Origin of the sequence: Phytopseudomonas punonensis (genome assembly GCF_900142655.1) — a bacterium.
Lineage (GTDB): Bacteria > Pseudomonadota > Gammaproteobacteria > Pseudomonadales > Pseudomonadaceae > Aquipseudomonas > Aquipseudomonas punonensis.
This window is the reverse complement of the sequence record NZ_FRBQ01000001.1, coordinates 244,742-264,828: the sequence shown is the minus strand read 5'-3', so window position 1 is coordinate 264,828 and position 20,087 is coordinate 244,742. Positions and strand designations below refer to the sequence as shown.

19 protein-coding genes are annotated in these 20,087 nt (G+C 61.7%); 10 read left to right on the top strand and 9 right to left on the bottom strand.

The genetic code is table 11. The features are described from left to right. Positions 1-4 precede the first annotated feature (4 nt). Entirely contained in the window at positions 5-667 is a 663-nt protein-coding gene (locus BUC40_RS01205; RefSeq protein WP_073261817.1) for an RraA family protein, read from the bottom strand. Between the two features lie 122 nt (positions 668-789). Here BUC40_RS01205 and BUC40_RS01200 point away from each other — a divergent pair, with 122 nt between their 5' ends. Together BUC40_RS01200 and BUC40_RS01195 are read left to right on the top strand one after the other, a co-directional pair. Beyond that, positions 790-1,698 carry a LysR family transcriptional regulator gene (locus BUC40_RS01200; RefSeq protein ID WP_073261816.1) on the top strand — a complete coding sequence of 303 codons (909 nt, stop codon included), beginning with the start codon at positions 790-792 and terminating at the stop codon, positions 1,696-1,698. Between the two features lie 529 nt (positions 1,699-2,227). Next, a complete protein-coding gene (locus BUC40_RS01195; protein ID WP_073261814.1) occupies positions 2,228-3,403 on the top strand; it encodes an L-rhamnonate dehydratase in 1,176 nt (391 codons plus the stop codon). Between the two features lie 53 nt (positions 3,404-3,456). Here BUC40_RS01195 and BUC40_RS01190 read toward each other — a convergent pair whose 3' ends face one another. Continuing rightward, entirely contained in the window at positions 3,457-4,848 is a 1,392-nt protein-coding gene (locus tag BUC40_RS01190; protein WP_083593285.1) for a M16 family metallopeptidase, read from the bottom strand. Continuing rightward, entirely contained in the window at positions 4,848-6,491 is a 1,644-nt protein-coding gene (locus tag BUC40_RS01185) for a Na/Pi cotransporter family protein (protein WP_073261812.1), read from the bottom strand. Before BUC40_RS01185 ends, BUC40_RS01190 begins: the two co-directional genes overlap by 1 nt. Positions 6,492-6,742: 251 nt before the next feature. Between BUC40_RS01185 and BUC40_RS01180 the strand changes: the two genes are divergently transcribed. Further along, positions 6,743-7,204, top strand: coding sequence for a hypothetical protein (locus tag BUC40_RS01180; RefSeq protein WP_139272093.1), 462 nt, complete (start codon positions 6,743-6,745; stop codon positions 7,202-7,204). Positions 7,205-7,310: 106 nt separating this feature from the next. On the opposite strand, the gene BUC40_RS01175 is transcribed toward BUC40_RS01180, so the two are convergent. The 3 genes from BUC40_RS01175 to BUC40_RS01165 all read right to left on the bottom strand — a co-directional run bounded on the left by BUC40_RS01175 (position 7,311) and on the right by BUC40_RS01165 (position 10,699). After that, entirely contained in the window at positions 7,311-8,084 is a 774-nt protein-coding gene (locus tag BUC40_RS01175) for a TerC family protein (RefSeq protein ID WP_073261808.1), read from the bottom strand. Between the two features lie 101 nt (positions 8,085-8,185). Further along, positions 8,186-9,490, bottom strand: a complete 1,305-nt coding sequence (locus tag BUC40_RS01170; protein WP_073261806.1) for a CitMHS family transporter — start codon at positions 9,488-9,490, stop codon at positions 8,186-8,188. Positions 9,491-9,784: 294 nt separating this feature from the next. Beyond that, a complete protein-coding gene (locus BUC40_RS01165) occupies positions 9,785-10,699 on the bottom strand; it encodes an AEC family transporter (RefSeq protein ID WP_073261804.1) in 915 nt (304 codons plus the stop codon). Between the two features lie 89 nt (positions 10,700-10,788). On the opposite strand from BUC40_RS01165, the gene BUC40_RS01160 reads away from it, so the two are divergent. The 7 genes from BUC40_RS01160 to BUC40_RS01130 all read left to right on the top strand — a co-directional run bounded on the left by BUC40_RS01160 (position 10,789) and on the right by BUC40_RS01130 (position 17,523). Next, a complete protein-coding gene (locus tag BUC40_RS01160; protein ID WP_073261802.1) occupies positions 10,789-11,193 on the top strand; it encodes a GFA family protein in 405 nt (134 codons plus the stop codon). Positions 11,194-11,407: 214 nt separating this feature from the next. Beyond that, positions 11,408-13,366, top strand: a complete 1,959-nt coding sequence (locus BUC40_RS01155) for a methyl-accepting chemotaxis protein (RefSeq protein WP_073261800.1) — start codon at positions 11,408-11,410, stop codon at positions 13,364-13,366. Between the two features lie 141 nt (positions 13,367-13,507). Next, positions 13,508-13,897, top strand: coding sequence for a response regulator (locus BUC40_RS01150; protein WP_073261798.1), 390 nt, complete (start codon positions 13,508-13,510; stop codon positions 13,895-13,897). A gap of 104 nt (positions 13,898-14,001) precedes the next feature. Beyond that, positions 14,002-14,322, top strand: a complete 321-nt coding sequence (locus BUC40_RS01145) for a hypothetical protein (RefSeq protein ID WP_073261795.1) — start codon at positions 14,002-14,004, stop codon at positions 14,320-14,322. Positions 14,323-14,614: 292 nt separating this feature from the next. Further along, the gene (locus tag BUC40_RS01140; protein ID WP_073263816.1) at positions 14,615-15,583 is read left to right on the top strand and encodes an XdhC family protein; all 969 of its coding nucleotides are present in this window, start codon (positions 14,615-14,617) and stop codon (positions 15,581-15,583) included. Between the two features lie 2 nt (positions 15,584-15,585). Next, positions 15,586-16,140 (top strand): nucleotidyltransferase family protein, encoded by a 555-nt coding sequence (locus tag BUC40_RS01135; RefSeq protein ID WP_073261793.1) that lies wholly within the window; start codon positions 15,586-15,588, stop codon positions 16,138-16,140. 270 nt (positions 16,141-16,410) lie between these two features. Continuing rightward, the gene (locus BUC40_RS01130; protein ID WP_073261791.1) at positions 16,411-17,523 is read left to right on the top strand and encodes a metallophosphoesterase; all 1,113 of its coding nucleotides are present in this window, start codon (positions 16,411-16,413) and stop codon (positions 17,521-17,523) included. A gap of 17 nt (positions 17,524-17,540) precedes the next feature. Here the strand turns inward: BUC40_RS01130 and BUC40_RS01125 are convergent, their stop codons facing one another. The 3 genes from BUC40_RS01125 to BUC40_RS01115 are packed head-to-tail and all read right to left on the bottom strand — an operon-like array spanning position 17,541 to position 20,021. Beyond that, positions 17,541-19,205, bottom strand: coding sequence for a phosphoethanolamine transferase (locus BUC40_RS01125; protein WP_073261789.1), 1,665 nt, complete (start codon positions 19,203-19,205; stop codon positions 17,541-17,543). Between the two features lie 10 nt (positions 19,206-19,215). Continuing rightward, a complete protein-coding gene (locus BUC40_RS01120) occupies positions 19,216-19,755 on the bottom strand; it encodes a cytochrome b/b6 domain-containing protein (RefSeq protein ID WP_073261787.1) in 540 nt (179 codons plus the stop codon). Then, positions 19,755-20,021 (bottom strand): PepSY domain-containing protein, encoded by a 267-nt coding sequence (locus tag BUC40_RS01115; protein ID WP_073261785.1) that lies wholly within the window; start codon positions 20,019-20,021, stop codon positions 19,755-19,757. Before BUC40_RS01115 ends, BUC40_RS01120 begins: the two co-directional genes overlap by 1 nt. Positions 20,022-20,087 lie beyond the last annotated feature (66 nt).

The window sequence follows — 20,087 nt, the reverse complement described above, 5'->3', positions numbered from 1 at the left end:
TTCCTCACACCGTAAGTCCGTGCTTTTCCAACACGGCATCTAGCCAGGATTGCTGCGGGTTGCCTGTCGCAATCTCTGCCTTGATCCGCTCCTCGTGAGCGGCATGCGTGCGCGCTGCCGCGAGGAGTTCTTCGGCGTGTTCCTGGGCGAATGCCACCACACCATCTTCATCGCCAACAACGATATCCCCCGGGTTGACCAGCATGCCGCCGATACTCACCGGTACGTTGATCTCGCCTGGGCCGCTCTTGTAGGGGCCGCAATGAATCACATCCAGGGCATAACAAGGTGTGCTGTCGAAGCTGGCAACATCGCGGATGGCACCATTGACCACAAAGCCCACGCAGCCTCGCTTTTGCGCATACAGCTTGATCAGCTCGCCGATCACCGCATTCAGGGTATCGCCCTGGGCATCGATTACCAGAACGTGGCCTGGCTGGATCATGGTCATGGCTTTGTAGATAAACAGGTTGTCGCCTGGCCGCGTCTTGACTGTCAGGGCGGTGCCGACCAGCTTGCCGGTTTGGTTGTAGCGCTTTAGCCCGCGAGCGCCGATATGACGTCCAATGCTGTCACTGATATGAGGAGTAACCACATCTCGAAATGCCTCCACGAGATGGGTAGGCGCAAGAGCTGGGGCGGGTTGAATTCTCAAGCCGGGTAACATTTTTATTCTCCTTGATCGGTATCGGGCTGATGGCCGTGTCTCGATGTTAGGAGGGATAAAAAGATAGTTTTAGCGATATTTTATGATGCGGTAAGATCGATTTTTTTCATGAGAAAGTCGGCATGATTACCTTCAAGCAACTTGAGGCGCTCTACTGGATTGCCGAGCTCGGTAGTTTTGAAACAGCGGCGAACAAGCTGTATATGTCGCAATCTGCAATATCCAAGCGGATTCAAGAGCTTGAGGATTCATTCGGCGTGCAGCTGTTCGACCGCAGCAAGCGCCAGGCCAGGCTGACGGAAAAGGGCAGTGAGTTGCTGGAGTATGCCAAGGAGCTCCTCGAGAAAAGGGACCTGCTGGTGGAGCGAGTCAGCTCAAGCGAGGTCTTGGTCAAGCGCTTTCGCCTAGGGGTGACGGAACTAACGGCACTGACTTGGTTGCCGGCCCTGGTGGAGCGAATTCGCCAGACCTATCCCCGGGTGCACATAGAGCCTTCGGTTGAATTGAGCAGTGATCTGTTCCGAAAGCTGGGTGACGATCAACTCGATCTCATCATCGTGCCTGATGTCTATGACGATGCACGGTTCATAGTTACGCCACTGAAAGCCGTAGAGAACGCCTGGATGTGCGCGCCACATATGGCTCCTGCAAGCTCGCCTATTGGCTTGGAGGAACTTGGCTCCTACACAGTCCTGACTCAGGGTTCCAGCTCGGGTACGGGCTTGGTTTACGAGCGCTGGCTCTCCAGCCATAACGTACAGATGCCTCGCACGTTGACCAGTCATAACCTGCTGGTGCAGGTAGGGCTAACACTTTCAGGGCTTGGTATCAGTTATCTACCGAAGCAGTGTCTTGCACATCTTGTCGATGCGGGAACGCTGAGCATCATCTCGACCAAACCAGGGTTGCCCTTGATCCGTTATGCAGCCATGTACCGCCTTGATCGTCAGATGGGGTTGAACGGCTATGTCGCTCAGATGGCCCACAAAAGCTGCAATTTCTCCAAGCTTCTTCTCAATCGAACTTTGTGATGAACGCGATCAGAGCATTTAACTTAATAATTCTAAAAGAATTATCGTTACGCACCTTGCGTAGAGGCATATCTTCGCTGATCTGCGCACTCCCACGATAAGTCCAAAATCCTGCTTCCCGCCTCCTAGTTATTGGCTATCGGCCTAAGCCTGCATCCAGCTCTCGGTTGCTGCCAATAGTGGAGTTTCCGAACTGACAGGCGATAACACCCGAACGCCTTTTGCCGCTCCAGGCATTTCCTGTGGTTATCACCGAATGCGCATAAGTGATTATCCGCCGCCGTGCGCCATGGCTAGAGTCGTCGGCAACAGGCAGCTCGGCTGCCGCCGTAGACCAACAAGAAGCCGGCCCTGATCGCCAGGGCAAAAAGCGGCAACAAGGAATCGACCATGACACCGATGGCATCGGCCAGAGCGCTGGCTTCGCTGTGTTTGCCACTTCTTTTCAATTTCCCGCTCAACCAACCCCGTCGTATCGCCGAGAGCCAGTCTCTGTCGGTCGCCCGTCTATCGTGAAAGGAGCCGTACCATGAAAATAAAATCCATCCGCACCCGTGTTTTCGAGTGGAAGGGCAAGGTCGTGCCGCCCCAGGCGCATTTCTGCACCAACGCCAGCGACATCCTCTTCGAGAAGGGCGATGCCATGGGCTCGTTCCGTTTCCACGGTTGGCTGGTGGTGGAAGTGGAGACCGACGACGGCATCGTCGGGATCGGCAACTGCGCCCTGGCGCCGCGTGTGGCCAAGGAAATCATCGACACTTACCTGGCGCCCATCGCCATCGGTGAAGACCCCTTCGACAACGAATACATCTGGCAGAAGATGTACCGCCAGAGCCACGCCTGGGGCCGCAAGGGCATCGGCATGGCGGCGATCTCGGCGATCGACATCGCCATCTGGGACATCATGGGCAAAGCGGTGAACAAGCCGGTGTTCAAACTGCTCGGCGGGCGCACCAAGGAAAAGATCTGGACCTACGCCTCCAAGCTCTACGCCAACGACAACCTCGACCTGTTCCTCGAAGAGGCCCAGGGCTATCTGAGCCAGGGCTTCAACGCCCTGAAGATGCGCTTCGGCTACGGCCCGAAAGACGGCCCTGCGGGCATGCGCCGCAACATCGAGCAGGTGCGTGCACTGCGTGAACTGGCGGGGCCGGACGTGGACATCATGCTCGAGTGCTACATGGGCTGGACCCTGGAATACGCCCGCCGCATGCTGCCCAAGCTTGCCGAGTTCGAGCCTCGCTGGCTGGAAGAACCGGTGATCGCCGACGACCTGGAAGGCTACATCGAGCTGAAGAAGATGGGCATCATGCCGATCTCCGGTGGCGAGCACGAGTTCACCTCCTATGGCTTCAAGGACCTTCTGGAGCGTCGCGCCGTAGACGTGATCCAGTACGACACCAACCGTGTGGGTGGCATCACTGCGGCGCGCAAGATCAACGCCATGGCCGAAGCCTGGTCGGTGCCCGTGATCCCCCATGCCGGGCAGATGCACAACTACCACCTGACTATGTCGACCACTGCTTCGCCGATGGCCGAGTTCTTCCCGGTATTCGACGTCGAGGTCGGCAACGAGCTGTTCTACTACGTGTTCAAGGGGGAGCCCGCGCCGGTCAACGGTTACATCCAACTGGACGACCACAAGCCCGGTCTGGGCCTGGAGATCTCCGAGGAGTACCTGAGCGAGTTCAATATCATCGAGTAAGCTGCGACCGCGTTTCCTGCATCGTAGAGCCCCGGTTTATCCGGGGCTTTTTGTTAGCGGCGCCGCAATAGGCTGACCAGACCGATCAGCGCCAGCAACAGAATCACCACCGCCACCGCACCTACGACATACAAGCCGGTGGTGCTCAGTAATGGTTGTTTCACGCGCAGATAGCTCGGCTGCTTGAGCAGCAGGTTCAGCGCCGCATCGAGCTGGGCGGTCTGGATCTTGCGCAGTTCTGGTGCCGGGTCGGCGAAGCGGCCTTCTTCGTAACTGCCGAGCGAGCTCCAGTAGGTATCGGCCAGGGCGCTGTTGCCTTGGGCCATCCAGTTCGGGCGGGCGAGGGCGACGTCTCGCAGGCGCTCGAGGGTGGCGTCGTTCAGGCCGTTCTTGGCGAGTGTGTGCAGCAGATCGTGCAGGCGCTGCCCAGTCTGTTCGACATCCCCGCGTGCAACCTCGGCGGTGATGGTGAAGAAGCTGCTGCTGCCGTAGGCGCTGCGCTCTACGTTGGGGCTGTAGGCCAGGCCGTGTTCCAGGCGCAGGTCGCGGTACACCGACCATTGCAGGTAGTCGCGCAGCAGTTGCCAGGTGCCCTGGTCGAGTTCGCCGACCCATGGCTCGGTGAAGATCAGATTTACCTGAGCCGTGTCGCCGACCAGGCCGGTGGTCAGCGTGCGTTCAGGCTCGGCGTGGCCGGTGCTGTCTGGCAATTCGCGCAGCTCTGGCATCGGGCCAGGCGGCAGTTCACCGAAGCGGCGTTCGAGGTAGGCGGGCAGTCGGCGATCCAGGTCGCCTACCATGATTAGCGTCATATTGTTGGCCACGTACCACTGCTCGCGCAGGCGCTCCAGGGCGGCGGTGTCCAGCGCGTCGAGGGAGTCTTGCTCGGTGCACGCCTGGCCGAGTTCGGTGGCCACTTGTTCGGTGGCGTCGTTGCGTTTGGCCGAGGCGCCCAGCAGCCGTTGCCAGGCAGCAGGGTGTTCGCCGTTCTCGTGGACGATCACCCGCTTGGCCGCCTCGATGCGCTCAGGCGTGAATTCGGTGTTGAACAGCGCGGCGAGCAGCAGATCGAGTGCGGCACGCTGATTGGCAGCGGGCACCTCGAGTACGAAGGTGGTGTCGCTGTCACGGGTGAAAGCATTCCAGTCGCCACCGAGGGCCTGCATGCGTTCCTCAAGCCCGGCTTCACCACTGTCGTCGATGCCGCTGAACAGCAGGTGTTCGAGCAGGTGAGGCAGTTCTTTCTGGCGACAATCGAACTGGTTGAAGCCGACGCCGACTACCAGGCGGATCGACACATGGCCGCGCTCGCTGGTGGGCTTGAGGATCAGCTGCAAGCCGTTGTCCAACGGGTAGCCTTCGACCTTCAGGCGGTCTGCCGCCCACAGTTGGCTGCACAGCAAAAAGCTCAGCAGCAGCGCCAGTGAGCGCCCGGCAGAAAGCACTATTCGCCACCTTCTTCGGCGAGCAGGGCACCGGTTTCGTGGTTGCCGAGTACGGCATAGGCACTTGCGCAGAACAGCGAGTTGAGGCGTTTCATGTCGTCGATCAGTTCCAGGTGCAGTGAGCTGGTTTCCAGACTCTTGACCACCTGCTTATGCAGACGTTCGACATGTAAATGCGTGAGCCGGCGCTCCTGGATGCGGAAACGGCGTTTCTCGCGCAGCAATTGCCGCGCGGCATCGGCGTCGGCGGAGAAGAACACCGACAGGCCCAGGCGCAAATTGCCTAGCAGGCGTTCGTGCAGCGCGGTGAGTTCTTCCAGGCCGCTGTCGGAGAAGGCATGCCGCTGGGCGGTCTTCTCGTCCTGAATCTTGCCGAGCATCCGCTCGATCAGGTCACCGGCGCGCTCCAGGTTCGAGGAAAATTCGATGATCTCGGCCCAGCGGCGGCTGTCCGTTTCGCTCAGGTCTTCCTGCTGCACCTGGGCGAGGTAGAGCTTCACGGCGGTGTAGAGGGCGTCGATATCGTCATCGATGCGGCGCAGGTCTTTGGCGAGAATCGGTTGGCTGCCGCGCAGGGCATCAAGCAGATGGCCGAGCATGCTGTCGACCAAGTCGCCGATACGCAGGGTTTCGCGCACCGCGTTGGACAGCGCCAGGCTCGGTGTAGACAGCGCCGTAGGGTCGAGGTGGCGGGCCTTGGCGACGGCGTTCATGTCCGGGCGATCTGGCAGTAGCCAATTGCAGAAGCGCGCCATCAGGCCGAGGGTCGGCAGCATCAGCAGGCAGCGCAGAGTGTTGTAGAGCAAGTGGAAGCCGATCACCAGTTCCGCCGGGTGCCATTTGAGGCTGTCCAGCCAATGCACCAGCGGGTCGAGTACCGGAATCACCAGCACGAGGCCGATCAGCTTGTACAAGAGGCTGCCCAGGGCCACGCGGCGGCCGGCCTGGCTTTGCATACTGGCGTTGAGGAAGGCCAATATGCCGCTACCGATATTGGCGCCGATCACCAGGCCGATGGCCACCGGCAAGCCGATCACCCCGGAGCCGGTCAGCGTGGCGGTGAGCAGCACCGCAGCCAGGCTGGAATAGGAGATCAGCGCGAACAGCGCGCCGACCACTGCATCGAGCAGTAGGTCGCCAGTCAACGAGGCAAACAGCACGTGAATGCCCTTGGCCTCGGTGATCGGCGTGGCGGCGGCAACGATCAACTGCAGGGCGAGGATCATCAAACCCAGGCCGATACCCACGCGACCAAGCTGGCCGGCGCGCGTCTGCTTGCGGGAAAGGAAGAACACCACGCCGAGAAAGATCAGCAGCGGCGACAGCCAACTGAGATCGAAGGTCAGCACCCGGGCCATCAGCGCGGTGCCGACATCGGCGCCGAGCATGATCGCCAGCGCCGGAGTCAGCGCCATCAGGCCCTGGCCGACGAACGAGGTGACCAGCAGCGCCGTCGCGTTGCTGCTCTGCACGAGCGCGGTCACGGCGATACCGGCAACGAAGGCCATCGGCCGCTTGCCGACGTTGTGACTGAGCACACGGCGCAGCTGCGAGCCATACACCCGCAGAATGCCGGTACGCACGATATGAGTGCCCCAGATGAGCAGGGCAATGGCGGATAATAGATTGAGCAACGTCAACATCACGCATCTCCCTGATATGCAGATTCGATCCCTGTACTTGGGATACTGCCGATGGACGAAATGCGATAGGTGCCAGTCACAGCTGAGCTCGCGAGCACTCATTGGTTAGCTGTAGCTGTGGATCCGGAGTTTGCCAAATGGCAGCTTCGGGTGCATCCGATTGATATAGTTGTAAGGAATCAGACCCGGTCAGGAATCGTTCTTCTTCGGCCTTTTAAAAACGTACTCCGGTCTCGGGGGAGTTGCGTTTCGTGCCGCTATTGAGGGCAAGGATGAAGTACTTTTTTCTACTGCTGTGGCTGGTCTTTACCGGCGTTACGGTGCCGTTGGCTGCATTGGCGATCTACAGGTCACCGGCATCCCTGGGCGCCTATCTGATGCTGCTGGCTTTCAGTTTTATTTCGCTATGCACCCTGCGCCTGATTCAGGAGGGTTACCGGCCGGCGTATGCAAGAGGTGCTAACCGATTGGGCTTCTGGCTAGGTCTGCTGCTCCTGCCGCTTACTCTGTTGCCGCTGCACTCGGCTTATGAGACCTGGCAGCGAGGTGCTTACGTGGCTTCATCCTACGATGGTCACCGCACCCGGCTGGTGGGAGTGGTGCTGGAAATGCTGCAGCACTGGGTCGGCCACTGGGGGCCGATTTTCGTTCTGGTGTTTTTCTCGCTGAGCATGGCAGTGCTGCTTTGGAGAGTGCTGATCACGTCTAGGTAATTGAGAAAACCTAGCCGAGTTCTTTGAGCCTGTCTTGGATCAAGCTAGCGCAAAAAAAACGGGGCCGCGAAGGCCCCGTTTCTTTTCACGCATCAACTCGAGCCGATCACTGCCCAGGAACGTCCTTGCGCAGTTTTACCGGCTCCACATCGTCCTTGCCTTCGGCGCGGCGGCGGGCGGTGCGCATGCGGATGTTCAGCGCTTCCACGGCCAGGGAGAAGGCCATGGCGAAGTAGACGTAGCCTTTCGGTACGTGGACTTCGAAGCTCTCGGCGATCAGCACGGTACCGACCACGATGAGGAACGACAGGGCCAGAATCTTCAGGCTCGGATGTTTCTCGATGAAGTCGCTGATGGTGCCGGCGCAGATCATCATCACGATGACGGCTACTACGATGGCCGCAACCATGACCGGTACGTGGGACACCATGCCCACTGCGGTGATGACTGAGTCGAGCGAGAAGACGATGTCGATAATGGCGATCTGGATGATGGTGCCGAGGAACTGCTTGCCGGCGCCTGTAGGCTGCTCAGCGCTTTCTTCCTCGCCTTCCAGGCCGTGGTAGATCTCGGTGCTGCTCTTCCAGAGCAGGAACAGGCCGCCGAAGAACAGGATCAGGTCGCGGCCGGAGATGCCCTGGCCGAACACGTGGAACAGGTCGGCGGTGAGGCGCATGATCCAGGTGATGGAGAGCAGCAGCAGGATGCGCGTGACCATCGCCAGGGCCAGGCCGAAGAAGCGGGTACGCGCCTGCATGTGCTGCGGCATGCGCGACACCAGAATGGCGATCATGATGATGTTGTCGATGCCCAGAACGATTTCCAGGGCGGTCAGAGTCAAGAAAGCAACCCAGATTTCCGGGTTGGTAAGCCATTCCATTAGAGGTTCCTTGTGGGTGATAGAAAACTGGCGCGAGCCATCGGCATGGATGCCGAAGTCTAGCGCCAGCGATGTGAAAATTTCGTCAAAATATTTTCGGATCAGCTACCGAACAGCGGAAACACGCCAAGCACCAGGGCTGCAGCGAGGATCGTCATGCAGATCAGGATCGCCCACTTGAGGGTGAAACGCTGCAGGTCACCGAACTCGATCTTCGCCAGGCCGATCAGGAGGTAGGTGGACGGCACCAGCGGGCTGAGCAGGTGCACCGGCTGGCCGACGATCGAGGCGCGGGCCATTTCCACGGCGCTGATGCCGTAGCCGGAAGCGGCCTGGTTCAGCACCGGCAGAATGCCGTAGTAGAAGGCATCGTTGGACATGAAGAAGGTGAATGGCATGCTCACCAGTGCGGTAATCACCGCCAGGTGCGGGCCGAGGGCGTCCGGGATCACCGCCAGCAGGCTCTTGGACATGGCGTCGACCATGCCGGTGCCGGTCAGGATGCCGGTGAAGATACCGGCCGCGAAGATCAGCCCGACCACCGCCAGCACGTTGCCGGCATGGGCAGAGATACGGTCTTTCTGCTGCTGCAGGCACGGGTAGTTGATGATCATGGCGATACTGAAGGCGATCATGAACAGCACCGGCATCGGCAGCAGGCCGGCGATCAGTGTGGTCATCAGCACGATGGTCAGCAGGGCGTTGATCAGGATCAGTTTCGGGCGACGGGCTTCCGGGAACTGGGAGACGCTGATCTCGTCCTGGGTGATCTTGCCTTCGGGCAGTTGCAGCACGCCCAGGCGCTTTCGCTCACGCAGGCCATACAGATAAGCCACGCCGAACAGCACGATGGCGCCGACGATCATGCCCGGAATCATCGGCACGAAGACGTCCGACGGATCCACGTGCAGGGCGCTGGCGGCGCGAGCGGTCGGGCCGCCCCAGGGCGTCATGTTCATGATGCCGCCGGCCATGATGATCAGGCCGGCCATGATGGTCGGGCTCATTTTCAGGCGGCTGTACAGCGGCAGCATGGCGCCGACGCAGATCATGTAGGTGGTCGAGCCGTCGCCATCCAGCGACACGATCAGTGCCAGGGCCACGGTGCCGACGGCGACCTTCAGCGGGTCACCTTTAACCATCCTGAGGATCAGGCGAACGGGCGGGTCGAACAGGCCCGAGTCAATCATGATGGCGAAGTAGAGGATGGCGAACATCAGCATCACGCCAGTGGGCGCGAGCTTGCTGATGCCTTCGAGCATCATCGGGCCGATCTGCGAGGCGAAGCCGCCAATCAGGGCAAAGATGATCGGGATGATGATCAAAGCGATGAGCGCCGACAGGCGTTTGCTCATGATCAGGTACATGAAAGTCGAGACCATGGCGAAGCCAAGGAATGTGAGCATGGTGTTTCTCCGGACGTTATTCGGCTAGGTGCGGGTAAGGCGCGAGGGAGCTAGCGTTGAGGCGAGCGGAGAGGGAGCAAGCGTGAGGAGCTAGGGCGGAACATGGTTAATTACCTGTTTTGTTCTTGTTGACGGCAGCTGCGGGCCTCACTGGCGGCAGCTCATCGACCGATCTGTGTCGGTCAGTGAGCAGATGCTAGAGCACGAAGCTTTCAGCCAGCTTTCGTTGCAGGTAGGTAATCGAGGGGAGGCATGCGGGCTCGCACAGACTACGTAGCCCGTGCGAGCCGCGGGCTAGAGCAGTCTTTCGAGCAGCAGCAACACGCCAACAAGCGAAGCGGCGGCCAGCAGGTGCTGCAAGGTAATGATGCCAGCCATCAGATTGGCGTCGCCGCCGAGCTGGCGTGTCAGCACATAAGCGGTCGGAGCGGTGGGCAGGGCGAAGAACAGCACCAGCACGGTGCTTTCCATGCTCGGCAACTGCAGGCCATAAGCCACGGCCAGAGCCAGGAGTGGCATCAGCAGCAGACGCAGCAGGCTGTTCCAAGCCAGGGCCGGCACCTCGCCGCTTAGCTGCTCGGGCTTCAGCGCGGCGCCCACGCACAGCAGGCCTAGCGGCAGGCTCGCGGCGGCCAGCAGGCTGAGCAAGCGACCGCTGCCGCCGGGCAAGCCCAGGCCGCTCAGGTTGACCAGCGCACCGGCCAGGCAGGCCAGAATCAGCGGATTGCGGATGATCGGCAGCAACAGGCTGCGCACGCTGACCCCGCGCTCGGCGGTCAGCGACCAGACCGAAAGTACGTTGACCGTCGGCACCATCAGCGCCAGCATCAAGGCGGCCAGCGTCAGGCCTGGTTGGCCGAACAGGCTGCCGACCGCCGCCAGGCCCAGGTAAGTGTTGAAGCGCAGAATGCCCTGGCTGAACGCGCCGAAGCGCGCCGCCGGCCAGCCACGCAGGCGGCGCACGAGCAACAGGGCCAGCCAGGCGATACCCAGACCAAGCAGCACGGCCAGGGCCATGCGCGGCAATTGTGGGTTGTCCAACGGTACGGTGGCCAGGCTGTTGAACAGCAAGGCCGGGAACAGGATGAAGTAGTTGAGGCGTTCGGCGCCGGGCCAGAAGGCCTCGTTGGGAAAGCCGCGACGGCTCAGTACATAGCCGCCGACGATCAGCGCGAAGAGTGGCCAGAGGGCCAAGAGCAGGTCGGTCACGGGAGCCCCCGGTGGTGGTGAGCGTGCATCTTCGCCAGCGCTGTACGATCAGGCAAGCAGGGATACCACAGCATTTCAGGGAGAGTGCCATGAGTGATTTGCATGAGGGTGGCTGCCAGTGCGGTGCCTTGCGTTACAGCTTTCAGGCGCCGTTGCGCGATATCGCCCATTGCCATTGTTCGATTTGCCGGCGCAGCACCGGCGGCATTCTGGTCACCTGGATCACCGTGCCGCTGGCCGCCTTTACCTGGTTACGGGGTGAGCCGGCGCGCTTCGCTTCCTCGCCAAGCTGCGAGCGTTACTTCTGCGCGACGTGCGGCGCACACCTGGCGCTGCTCACCACCCTCAGCCCGCACAGCCTGGACGTGACCATCGCCACGCTGGATCACCCCGAGCAGGCCGCCGCCGACCGACATATATGGACGCAGAGCCGGCTGCCCTGGCTAGAAGTCGACCCCCAGTTGCCGCACGAGCGGCAGGAACATATCGACTAGGGCGCTAGTAACTGCCTTCTTTCAGATGGCGGGATGAACTTCATTAAAGAATGCCTGTCGCGCGCCGATTACCGCCTAGTACCTCGTCTATTGCTTTTCGTGCCGCATGCCAAATGCGTCTCCCTGTTCAACGTACCGCGCAGACGGTGTGACAGCAGGTAATTCGTTCGCTTCGCCAGCAAACTGTCGAAGTTCATTGAATAGGTGACACACCGTGCTCAGAAACATCCCGTTGAGCCTCAAGCTCCTGCTGATCCTCGCTTTCCCGCTGTTGGGCTTTCTCTGGCTCGCCGCATTGCAGGTCAGCGACAGCTACCAGACCTTGCAGGAGATGGAGCAAACACAGGAGGCCAGCGAGGTTGCCCAGAAAGTCAGCCAGCTGATCACCGTGCTGCAGCGCGAGCGCGGCGCCAGTGGCGTTTTCCTCGGTAGCCAGGGCAAGAACATGCAGGACGTGCTGCTGCGCATGCGCGGCCAGACTGATACCGCCCTGGCCGATGCGCGCTCGTTGGGCAATGTCGATACGGGGCTGAGTGAAGCCCTGGCCGCGCTGAGCGGCCTGGATGCCATGCGCGGGCAAATCGACAAGCTGGCGATCAACAACCGCGAATCCGGCGCGCGCTTCACCGATATCATCCGCAAGCTGATCGGCTACACCCATGCCGTCGAGCGCTCGGTCACCGACCCGACACTGTCGCGCGCCCTGTCGTCGCTCAACCAGTTCATCGAGATGAAGGAGCGCGCCGGCCGCGAACGCGCCATGCTCGGTGTAGTGTTCAACCAGGATCGTTTCGATGCCGACCTGCTCTCGACATTCAGCCGCAACCTGGGTGAGTTCACCGCGTATTCCGAAGGCTTCCGCCGTAATGCCTCGGCCGACTTCATGCGCAAGCTCGATGAAAAAATGCAGCAGCCCAGTGCCCTCGAAGTCGCCCGCCTGCAGAAGTTGGCTTTCGAAACGCCGCTTGGCCAGCCGTTGGGCGTCAAGGCCACTGACTGGTTCCAGACCTCCACCAACCGCATCGACCTGATGGGCGAAGTGGAAAGCGAATTGGGCGGCAGTGTTTATGAGTTGGCTACCGAAGCGCGTGCCAAAGCGTCGGCGATGCTGTGGATGACGTCGATCAGCGTGCTGGTCGCCATGGCCATCGTGGCCGTGCTCTCCTACCTGATCATTAGCAACATCAAGCTGGCGGTGGGCGAGGCCAATCGTGCTTTGCTGTCGCTGTCGCAGCGTGACCTGACGGCCCGTTCTGGCTATGTCGGCAAAGACGAGTTCGGCGAGATCAGCCGCAACCTCAACACTATGGCTGGAGAGCTGACGCAGATCGTCCAGGAAATCGGCTCGGCCACGGCTCAGGTCGCTACCGCTGCCGAAGAGTGCTCGGCGGTCACCCTGCAGACCAGCAACAGCCTGGAGCGTCAGCGCCAGGGCACCGAGCTTGTGGTCACCGCCATCAACGAGATGAGCGCCACGGTTCGTGAGGTGGCGCAGAGCACCAATGACGCCGCCGAAATGTCGCGTCAGGTCAACATCAGCACCACCCAGGGCCGTCAGGAAATCGAGCGTACCGTCGAGGTGATTCGTGAACTGTCGACCCAGGCCGACGACACTGCGCGGATCATTGGCGACCTCAAGCACGAGAGCGATTCGATCTCCTCGGTGCTCGACGTGATTCGCGGCATCGCCGACCAGACCAATCTCTTGGCCCTCAACGCGGCCATCGAAGCGGCGCGCGCCGGCGACCATGGCCGCGGTTTCGCGGTGGTGGCCTCCGAGGTGCGCACCCTGGCGCAGAAGACCCAGGAGTCGACCGGCAACATCCAGGAGATGATCGCCAACCTGCAGCGCGGCTCCGACCTGGCTACCCAATCCATGGAGGAAACGCTGGGCAAGGCACGTGCGGGCGCGAGCAATATCGGCCGCGCCGGCGACCTGCTGGCTGAGATCGCCTCGGGCGTGAGTAGCATCAGCGACCGCAACATGCAGATCGCCGCTGCCGCCGAAGAGCAGAGTGCGGTGGCCGAAGACATCAACCGCAACGTAGTGGAAATCAACGACGTTGCCATCCAGGTCAGCTCCGGTGCTGAGCAGACTGTCGTCACTAGCCAGGAGCTGGCGCGACTGGCTGATCATCAGCAGAAGTTGGTGAGCCGCTTCCGCCTGGCCTGATCGTTCTGGCCAGTCGTCGCCCGCTGCAACGGCGGGCGGCGATCCGGCCCTTGTAGGCCGCCAGTCGGTGCCACGAAAAATTAATGAAATCTTGCCCGATCGGGCAGGTCAGAGCGTGACCCTTACTGCCGGATCCGCGCAATGCCACTGATAGTCATAGCCGAAGACGAACGCTCGATCAGAGAGCTGCTCGTGGAAATCTTCGAAGACGAAGGCCACGAGGTAAAAGCCTTCCCCTGTGCTGACGACGCCTGGGAGTTTCTCTCCAGCAGCGATGGCCAGGTGGACATGGTGCTCACCGACTTCAGCATGCCCGGCGACATTGACGGGATCTTTCTCGCGCACTTGATTCGCGACCGTTTCCCGGATCTGCCGATCATCATTTCCTCGGGGTTCCTCGAAGGCACCACTGACTTCGATGGCCTCAACGTGGCCGTCATTCCCAAGCCCTGGAGCGTCGACCAACTGCTCGCCATGTGCGCAGCGATGACCCCGACAAAGACGCCGCAACCCGGTATTTCCGAGGGCTGAATGCCCGGCAGCGAACACTCGTTGCATCCCATGACAAGTGACTGCGCAGAAACCGCGACGGATATGTAAAATCGCCGCCCCGTTTTACTGCTGGAGATGTCACCTTGGCCATTCACTACTCGCCTTCCTCGAACACCATTGCCTGTGGCCGCAGCGGCGCAAGCCTGAGCACCACCGAGGATCAGGCGCAGGTTTCCTGCAAACTCTGCCTGCGTTCGCTGGACAAGACGACCGCTCCTGTGGCGGCTAACCGCACCCCAACCCTGGCCGAGCTGCGCGCTGCAGCCCGTGCCGCCAAGGCGCCAGCGGCCAAGCCGGCACCGGCGGCAACCGTCAGCGTGAAAGCTGCCTGGCAGCAAAAGCTCGAGCAACTGCCTGGGCGCAATCGCCTGCCACGCGGCGCCTCGCGTCAGGCCTTCGTCTAAGAGCCTGTTCAAAGTCTCGCGAGCTAGAGCAATGCAAGGCCTAGGCGGCCCCGCAAAAATAGGCGAGGACGCGGAGTTTACGAGCTGTAAATGAGCAGTCCGAGCATGTTTTTAACGCCGCAGTGCCGACGCGCAGTAGACTTTGAACAGGTTCTAAGCCCTTCACTGCAGCCTGCGTTATGCAGGCTGGTCGCAAAAAAACTGAACCGAAGCGATGGCCTGACCTACCAACTTGCATGCCCGATAGCACGCCGATTTTGGCGCGCGGGGTGCGATGGCTGAGGTGGTGTCGATGAAGCAACTTGACCTGCAGGTGGTGCAGCAGGCCCGCAGTTGGCTGGAGCAGGGGCATGCCGTTTGGCTGTGCACCGTGCTCTCGACATTCGGTTCGGCGCCGCGGTCGCCAGGCGCGATGCTGGTGGCGCTGCCTTCTGGTGCATCCTGTGGTTCGCTGTCCGGCGGCTGCGTGGAAGAAGACTTTCTCGAGCGCGTGCAGAGCGCCTCGTTCGCCCCCTGCAATCAAATCGTGCGTTACGGCGAGGGCGGCCTGACGCCGACTCGCGCGCTGCCCTGCGGCGGCGTGCTGGATGTGCTGATCGAATACCTCGCGCCTGGCGAGGCCGTGCTGCAGATGCTGCGTCAGGTCGAGCAGGCGCTCGGCGGTGGCGAGTTGCTGGTGCGTGAGGTGCCGCTGGGCCAGGGCTGCTGCCGCTGCCGGCCGGGCAGCATGAGCGACGTGAAGATCCAGCGCAGTGCCGGGCAGGTATCGATCCGCGTCGGTGCCGTGCTGCGCGTGTTCCTCGCCGGCTGGTCGCCGGTCGCCGAGTTCTGCGCCGGCTTTGCCGTGGCGCTGGGTTATGAGGTGATCGTCTGCGACCCGCGTGCCGAGGTGATCGCCGACGTGGCGGTGCCCGGCGTGCAGGCCCTCGAAATGTTACCTGCGCGTTTTATCGCGGAGCAGGGCGCGCATTGCGCCACGGCGATTCTGGCCCTGACCCACGATCCGCGCCTGGATGACCCAACTCTGATCGAAGCAGTGCGCACCGAAGCGTTCTATATCGGTGCCATGGGCTCCCAGCGCACCAGTGGCAAACGCCTGGAACGGCTGGCGCGCCTTGGCGGTTTGAAGCCGGATGACGTCGCGCGCATCCATGCCCCGATCGGCTTGCAGCTGGGCAGCAAGTCACCCGCAGAAATCGCCCTGGCGACCATGGCCGATGTACTGCGGGTCGCCAACAGCATCGAGCGTAGCGCGGTATAGCCATGCAAGCACATCTACCGGTGGTGATCGTGTTGGCAGCCGGGCGCAGCTCACGCTTTCGTGCGTCCGGTGGTGGTGGCAGCAAGCTGCACGCCGATCTGGATGGCATGACCGTACTCGAACACGTGCTGGCCGCAGTCGAGCGATCCGGCCTGGCGGTTCAGCTGGTGGAGCAGGCCGCAGGTGATGCCATGGGCGATTCGATTGCAGCTGGCGTGAATGCAACCCGCGACGCTGCCGGTTGGTTGGTGCTGCCGGGTGATTTGCCCCTGGTTGGCGTTGACAGCATACGCAGCGTTGCCGAGGCGCTGACGAACCACTCCGTAGCGGTGCCGTGCTATCAGGGCCAAAAAGGCCATCCGGTAGGGTTTTCCCGTGAATGCCGCGATGCGCTGCTAGCCTTGGCGGGCGAGGCGGGCGGCGCAGCTGTCGTTAGCCACTATGCTGCTGCAGGGCGAGTGGTGAAGCTGGATGTCGACGACCCTGGCATCGTCACCGATATCGACACCCTCGAAGACCTGCAGCGTGTTCGCGCCCTGCTGGCCGCATCAAGGTAGCCGCAAACGGCAGCTCTCGATTATCACTATCGACGCAAATGATGCGGTGCTTCAGACCTTTACCGATACCCTACACCTCGATGAACTCAACACCATGGGCTTTCGAGAGAAGCCGGTGGTCTCTCCGGTTCATCAACCTTTGGTTACCGCCTCCATGATGAGGCGGTTTTTTTTGCCTGCGAAAAATGTCACGAATGCGGACTGCACCTGCAGGTGGCAGCAATGTCAGAGTGGGCGGCTTTCGATCCATCCTGAAGGGGCGAGATAACGGTGTTCCATCTGATCACGGGCGTTGTGGCCCTGTATGTGTTCTGGCGAATGGTGTGGCTGCAGCGCTGGCCGCGAGCGATCAAGGCGCTGCTCGGCGTGTTGATTCTGGCAGCGGCGGAGCATCATCTGTTGACCCGCTATTTCTTCGGCAGCATGGCCTCGCCAGAAATTCCGGGCTGGCTGCTGATGCTGCTTGGTTGCGCCTTCGGGGCGCTGCTGATCAGCGCGGTGGTGCTGCTGGTGCTGGATATTCTGGCGCTGCTGCCGCGGTGTCGCGCCGTGGTTTTCGCGCCTCGACTGCGCGCAGGTGTTGGCGTCGCTGCGTTGTTGCTGTCGGCGCTGAGTGTCTGGCAGGCAGTGCGCGTGCCGGATGTGCGCGAGGTGGAAATCACCCTGGCGCAGTTGCCCGTCGAGCTGGACGGTCTGCAGCTGGTTCAGCTCACTGACCTGCACGCCAGCCGCCTTTTGCAGCGCCCGTGGATGGAGGCGGTGGTGGCCAAGACCAATGCCCTTAAGCCGGACCTGCTGGTGATCACTGGTGACCTGGTCGACGGCACCGTGGCTGCGCGAACTGCCGATGTAGAGCCCTTGCGCGAGCTACGCGCGCGCCTGGGTGTTTACGCGATTGCGGGTAATCACGAGTACTACGCCGAGTATCAGCATTGGCTGGAGCACTTCGCGAAGCTCGGCCTGCCGATGCTGCTCAACGAGCATGTGACCATCGAGGACCGTGGCGCCAGCCTGGTGCTGGCCGGCATCACCGATCCTGCTGCCAGTCGTTTCGGACAACCGCTGCCGGATATCGACGCGGCACTGGCCGGCGTACCGAAAGACGCTGCGGTGATCCTGCTCAGCCACCGGCCCCTGGCCGCTGCGCGCAATGCCCTGGCCGGTGTCGACCTGCAGCTATCCGGGCACACCCATGGCGGCCAGGTGCTGGGCATGCACTGGGTCACCCAGGCGTTCAACGAGGGCTACGTGTCGGGCGAATATGCGGTGGGCGACATGCGCCTGTACGTGAGCAACGGCACCGGGCTGTGGAACGGCTTTCCGCTACGCCTGGGCAAGCCCTCCGAGATCACCCGCATCACCCTGCGCTCGGCCAAAGGCTAGGTGCGCCGCACCGGCGTCTAGCAGCTTTGCTCTGGCCTTTTGAGCAGCATGCTCAGCAGTTGCGGCGGTTGGTGAACCAGGCCATTCGGCGTTTCGCAAACGCGCTGGATGAAGTTGTCGGTGAACAGCAGCTTGCCGTGCACGAAGTGCTCGTTGGTGCGCAGGTTGGGATTGTGGATGCGTGTGCCAAGGCGCGCAGCCAGCCATTTACCGGCTTCGTAATGGCTTATCCAGCGCTCGGCTGAAAGCGTCGCCATGGTCTCGGGTTTCGCCTCGCGACCGATGACGATCACCGGCACGTCGCTGACTTCCGGCACCAGGTCGTTATGGCCCCAGTTGCCGCCCTCACCGAGGCGCTGGCCGTGGTCGCCGGTGATGATCAGGTAGCGCTCGCCCTCCAGGCGGTCGAAGTCGGCGATCACCTCGGCCAGCAGGCTGTCCAGGTAATGCACCGAGTTGTCGTAGGCGTTGCTCTGGCCGTTCGGACCTTCATCAACCCAGGGCGCCGGCGTCTTTTCATGGCGGTAGTTCTGCGCGTAGGGCAGGTGCGCGGTGCGCAGGTTGAGCACCACGAAGTTGCGCTCGGCCCAGCGCTGGGCGTCGAGCACGTCGAGCAGGGCGCGATCCTGCTGTTTGAGGAAGCGCAACGGATGGTCTTCGCGGGTGATCGACAGGTCCAGGTAACGGCTGCCCAGGTTGGCCAGCAGCTTGGATTCCTGGGAGGAAATCCAGTGGGTGCGAAAGCCCGCCTGCTTGGCGAAGCGGAACAGGTTGATGTCGCCGGTGCGCAGCAGCGCGTCCTTGCCGGGCTCGCGAATCGGGTTGATCAGGTAGGGCAGGCTTACATCAGTGGCCACCCCGGCGGCAATGCCCGGGCGCACGAAGGCGCTGGGATGGTCGCGCAGGTAGGCGGCCAGTTTCGGCGTGGTATCCCGGTCGTAGCCGAACACGCCGAGGCGATCGCTGCGCAGCGAATCGGCGACCACCAGCCAGACGTGTTTCGCCTCGCTCATGCTCGGGCTCAGCGCATAGGGCGCGAAGGAGGTGGGCGGCAGCTCGACTTCCGGCTTGAACGCCAGGTGCACCGCCCAGGCGGAGAACACGTTGAGGTTGTTGTGCAGGGCGCTGCGGCTGGGGCTGGCGGCGAACGAGTCGAGGTTGCGGTAGGTGGCGCGGTAGGGCTTGGAAAGCAGCACCACGGCGATCAGTAGTAGCGCCCAGCGGCTCTGCGGCAGGCTTACCCGACCAGGCAAGCGCCAGTGCAGGACCAGCAGCAGGCCGTAGGGAATGCCCACGCAGAGCAGTACCGGCCAATGTTGGGCCAGGCTGTGGGCTGCGGTCTCGCGCACCTCGCCGGGGTCATTGAGCAGCGACTGGATGTCGATGGCGGTCAGCGGTTCGCCAAAGAAGCTGATATTGGCCAACTGCATCAATTGCATCACCGCGAACAGCGCCAGGATGCTCATGCTCAACCATCGCAGGTTGCACAGCCATAGCCCCAGGCTGAACAGCCACAGCACCACTACGTAACCTGCTTCGAGCTCGGCGTGGTTGTTAGGGGTGAACAGTTGCTGCAGAAAATCATCGGCGAGCAGCAGGGCGCAGCTCAGGGTGGCCAGGGCAAGCAGCGACAGCCAGGCGCGCGGGGCGCTGGCACGGCGAGGCGCAAGCAGGGTCAGCATGGGTTGAGTCTCAGCGATGGTCGGAAGGGGCGCGGCGTTTACCGGTGATCATCGACAGCGGCAGGTTTTCGCGCAGGTGCAGGCTTTCGATCACCGCTGCGGCCATGTGGATGACCACCAGCGTCGCCAGGCTGTTGGCTGCCCAGGCATGTAGCGTGAGTGGCCAGTCGGCGCCCCACAGGGCATCGACCTCCTGCATCAGAAAGCCGCTGATGCCGAGGGTGGCGATGGTGCTCATCATCAGCATCATCACCAGAGCGCCAATCGGTGAGTGACCGAGGCGGCGGTGCGGCTCGCCCTTGAGCACCCGGCTCAGGTGTTCACGCAGGCGAGCGCGGGTCGGCCAGAAGTCCGCCCAACGCGCACTGCGTGTGCCGACGAAGCCCCATACCAGGCGAACCGTCAGCCAGGCACAGGCGTAATAGCCGAGCCAGGTGTGCCAGTCGTCACCTTCCTCGGTAAAGAAATAGTTGGCGACGAAGACCCCGGCTATCGACACATGGAACAGCCGAATCAAGGGATCCCAGAGTCGTATCGTCGCCGCGTGCATCAGTCTTCGATCTCGGTCTTGATGGCCTTGCCGCTAACCGGATCGTGGTAGATCTCGACCTTGCGCTTGTCCTTGTCGAAGCCGTAGATCTCGTAGCAGTTGCCTTTGGTGATCTTGAACTTGCTGATCTCGTAACCCTGCTCTTTCAGCTTGGCCTGAAACTGCTCAGGATCCTGCCAGGTCGAGCGATCAGCGGTGGTGCATTCGGTGCTGGCCATGGCCAACGGGCTGCCCAGCAACAGGGCGAAGAGTGCAACGTAACGCATGGTGAGACTCCTTGACGGTAGTGGTCAGAGGCACCTTGCGACACGAAGCTTAGGAAAGCCTTAACG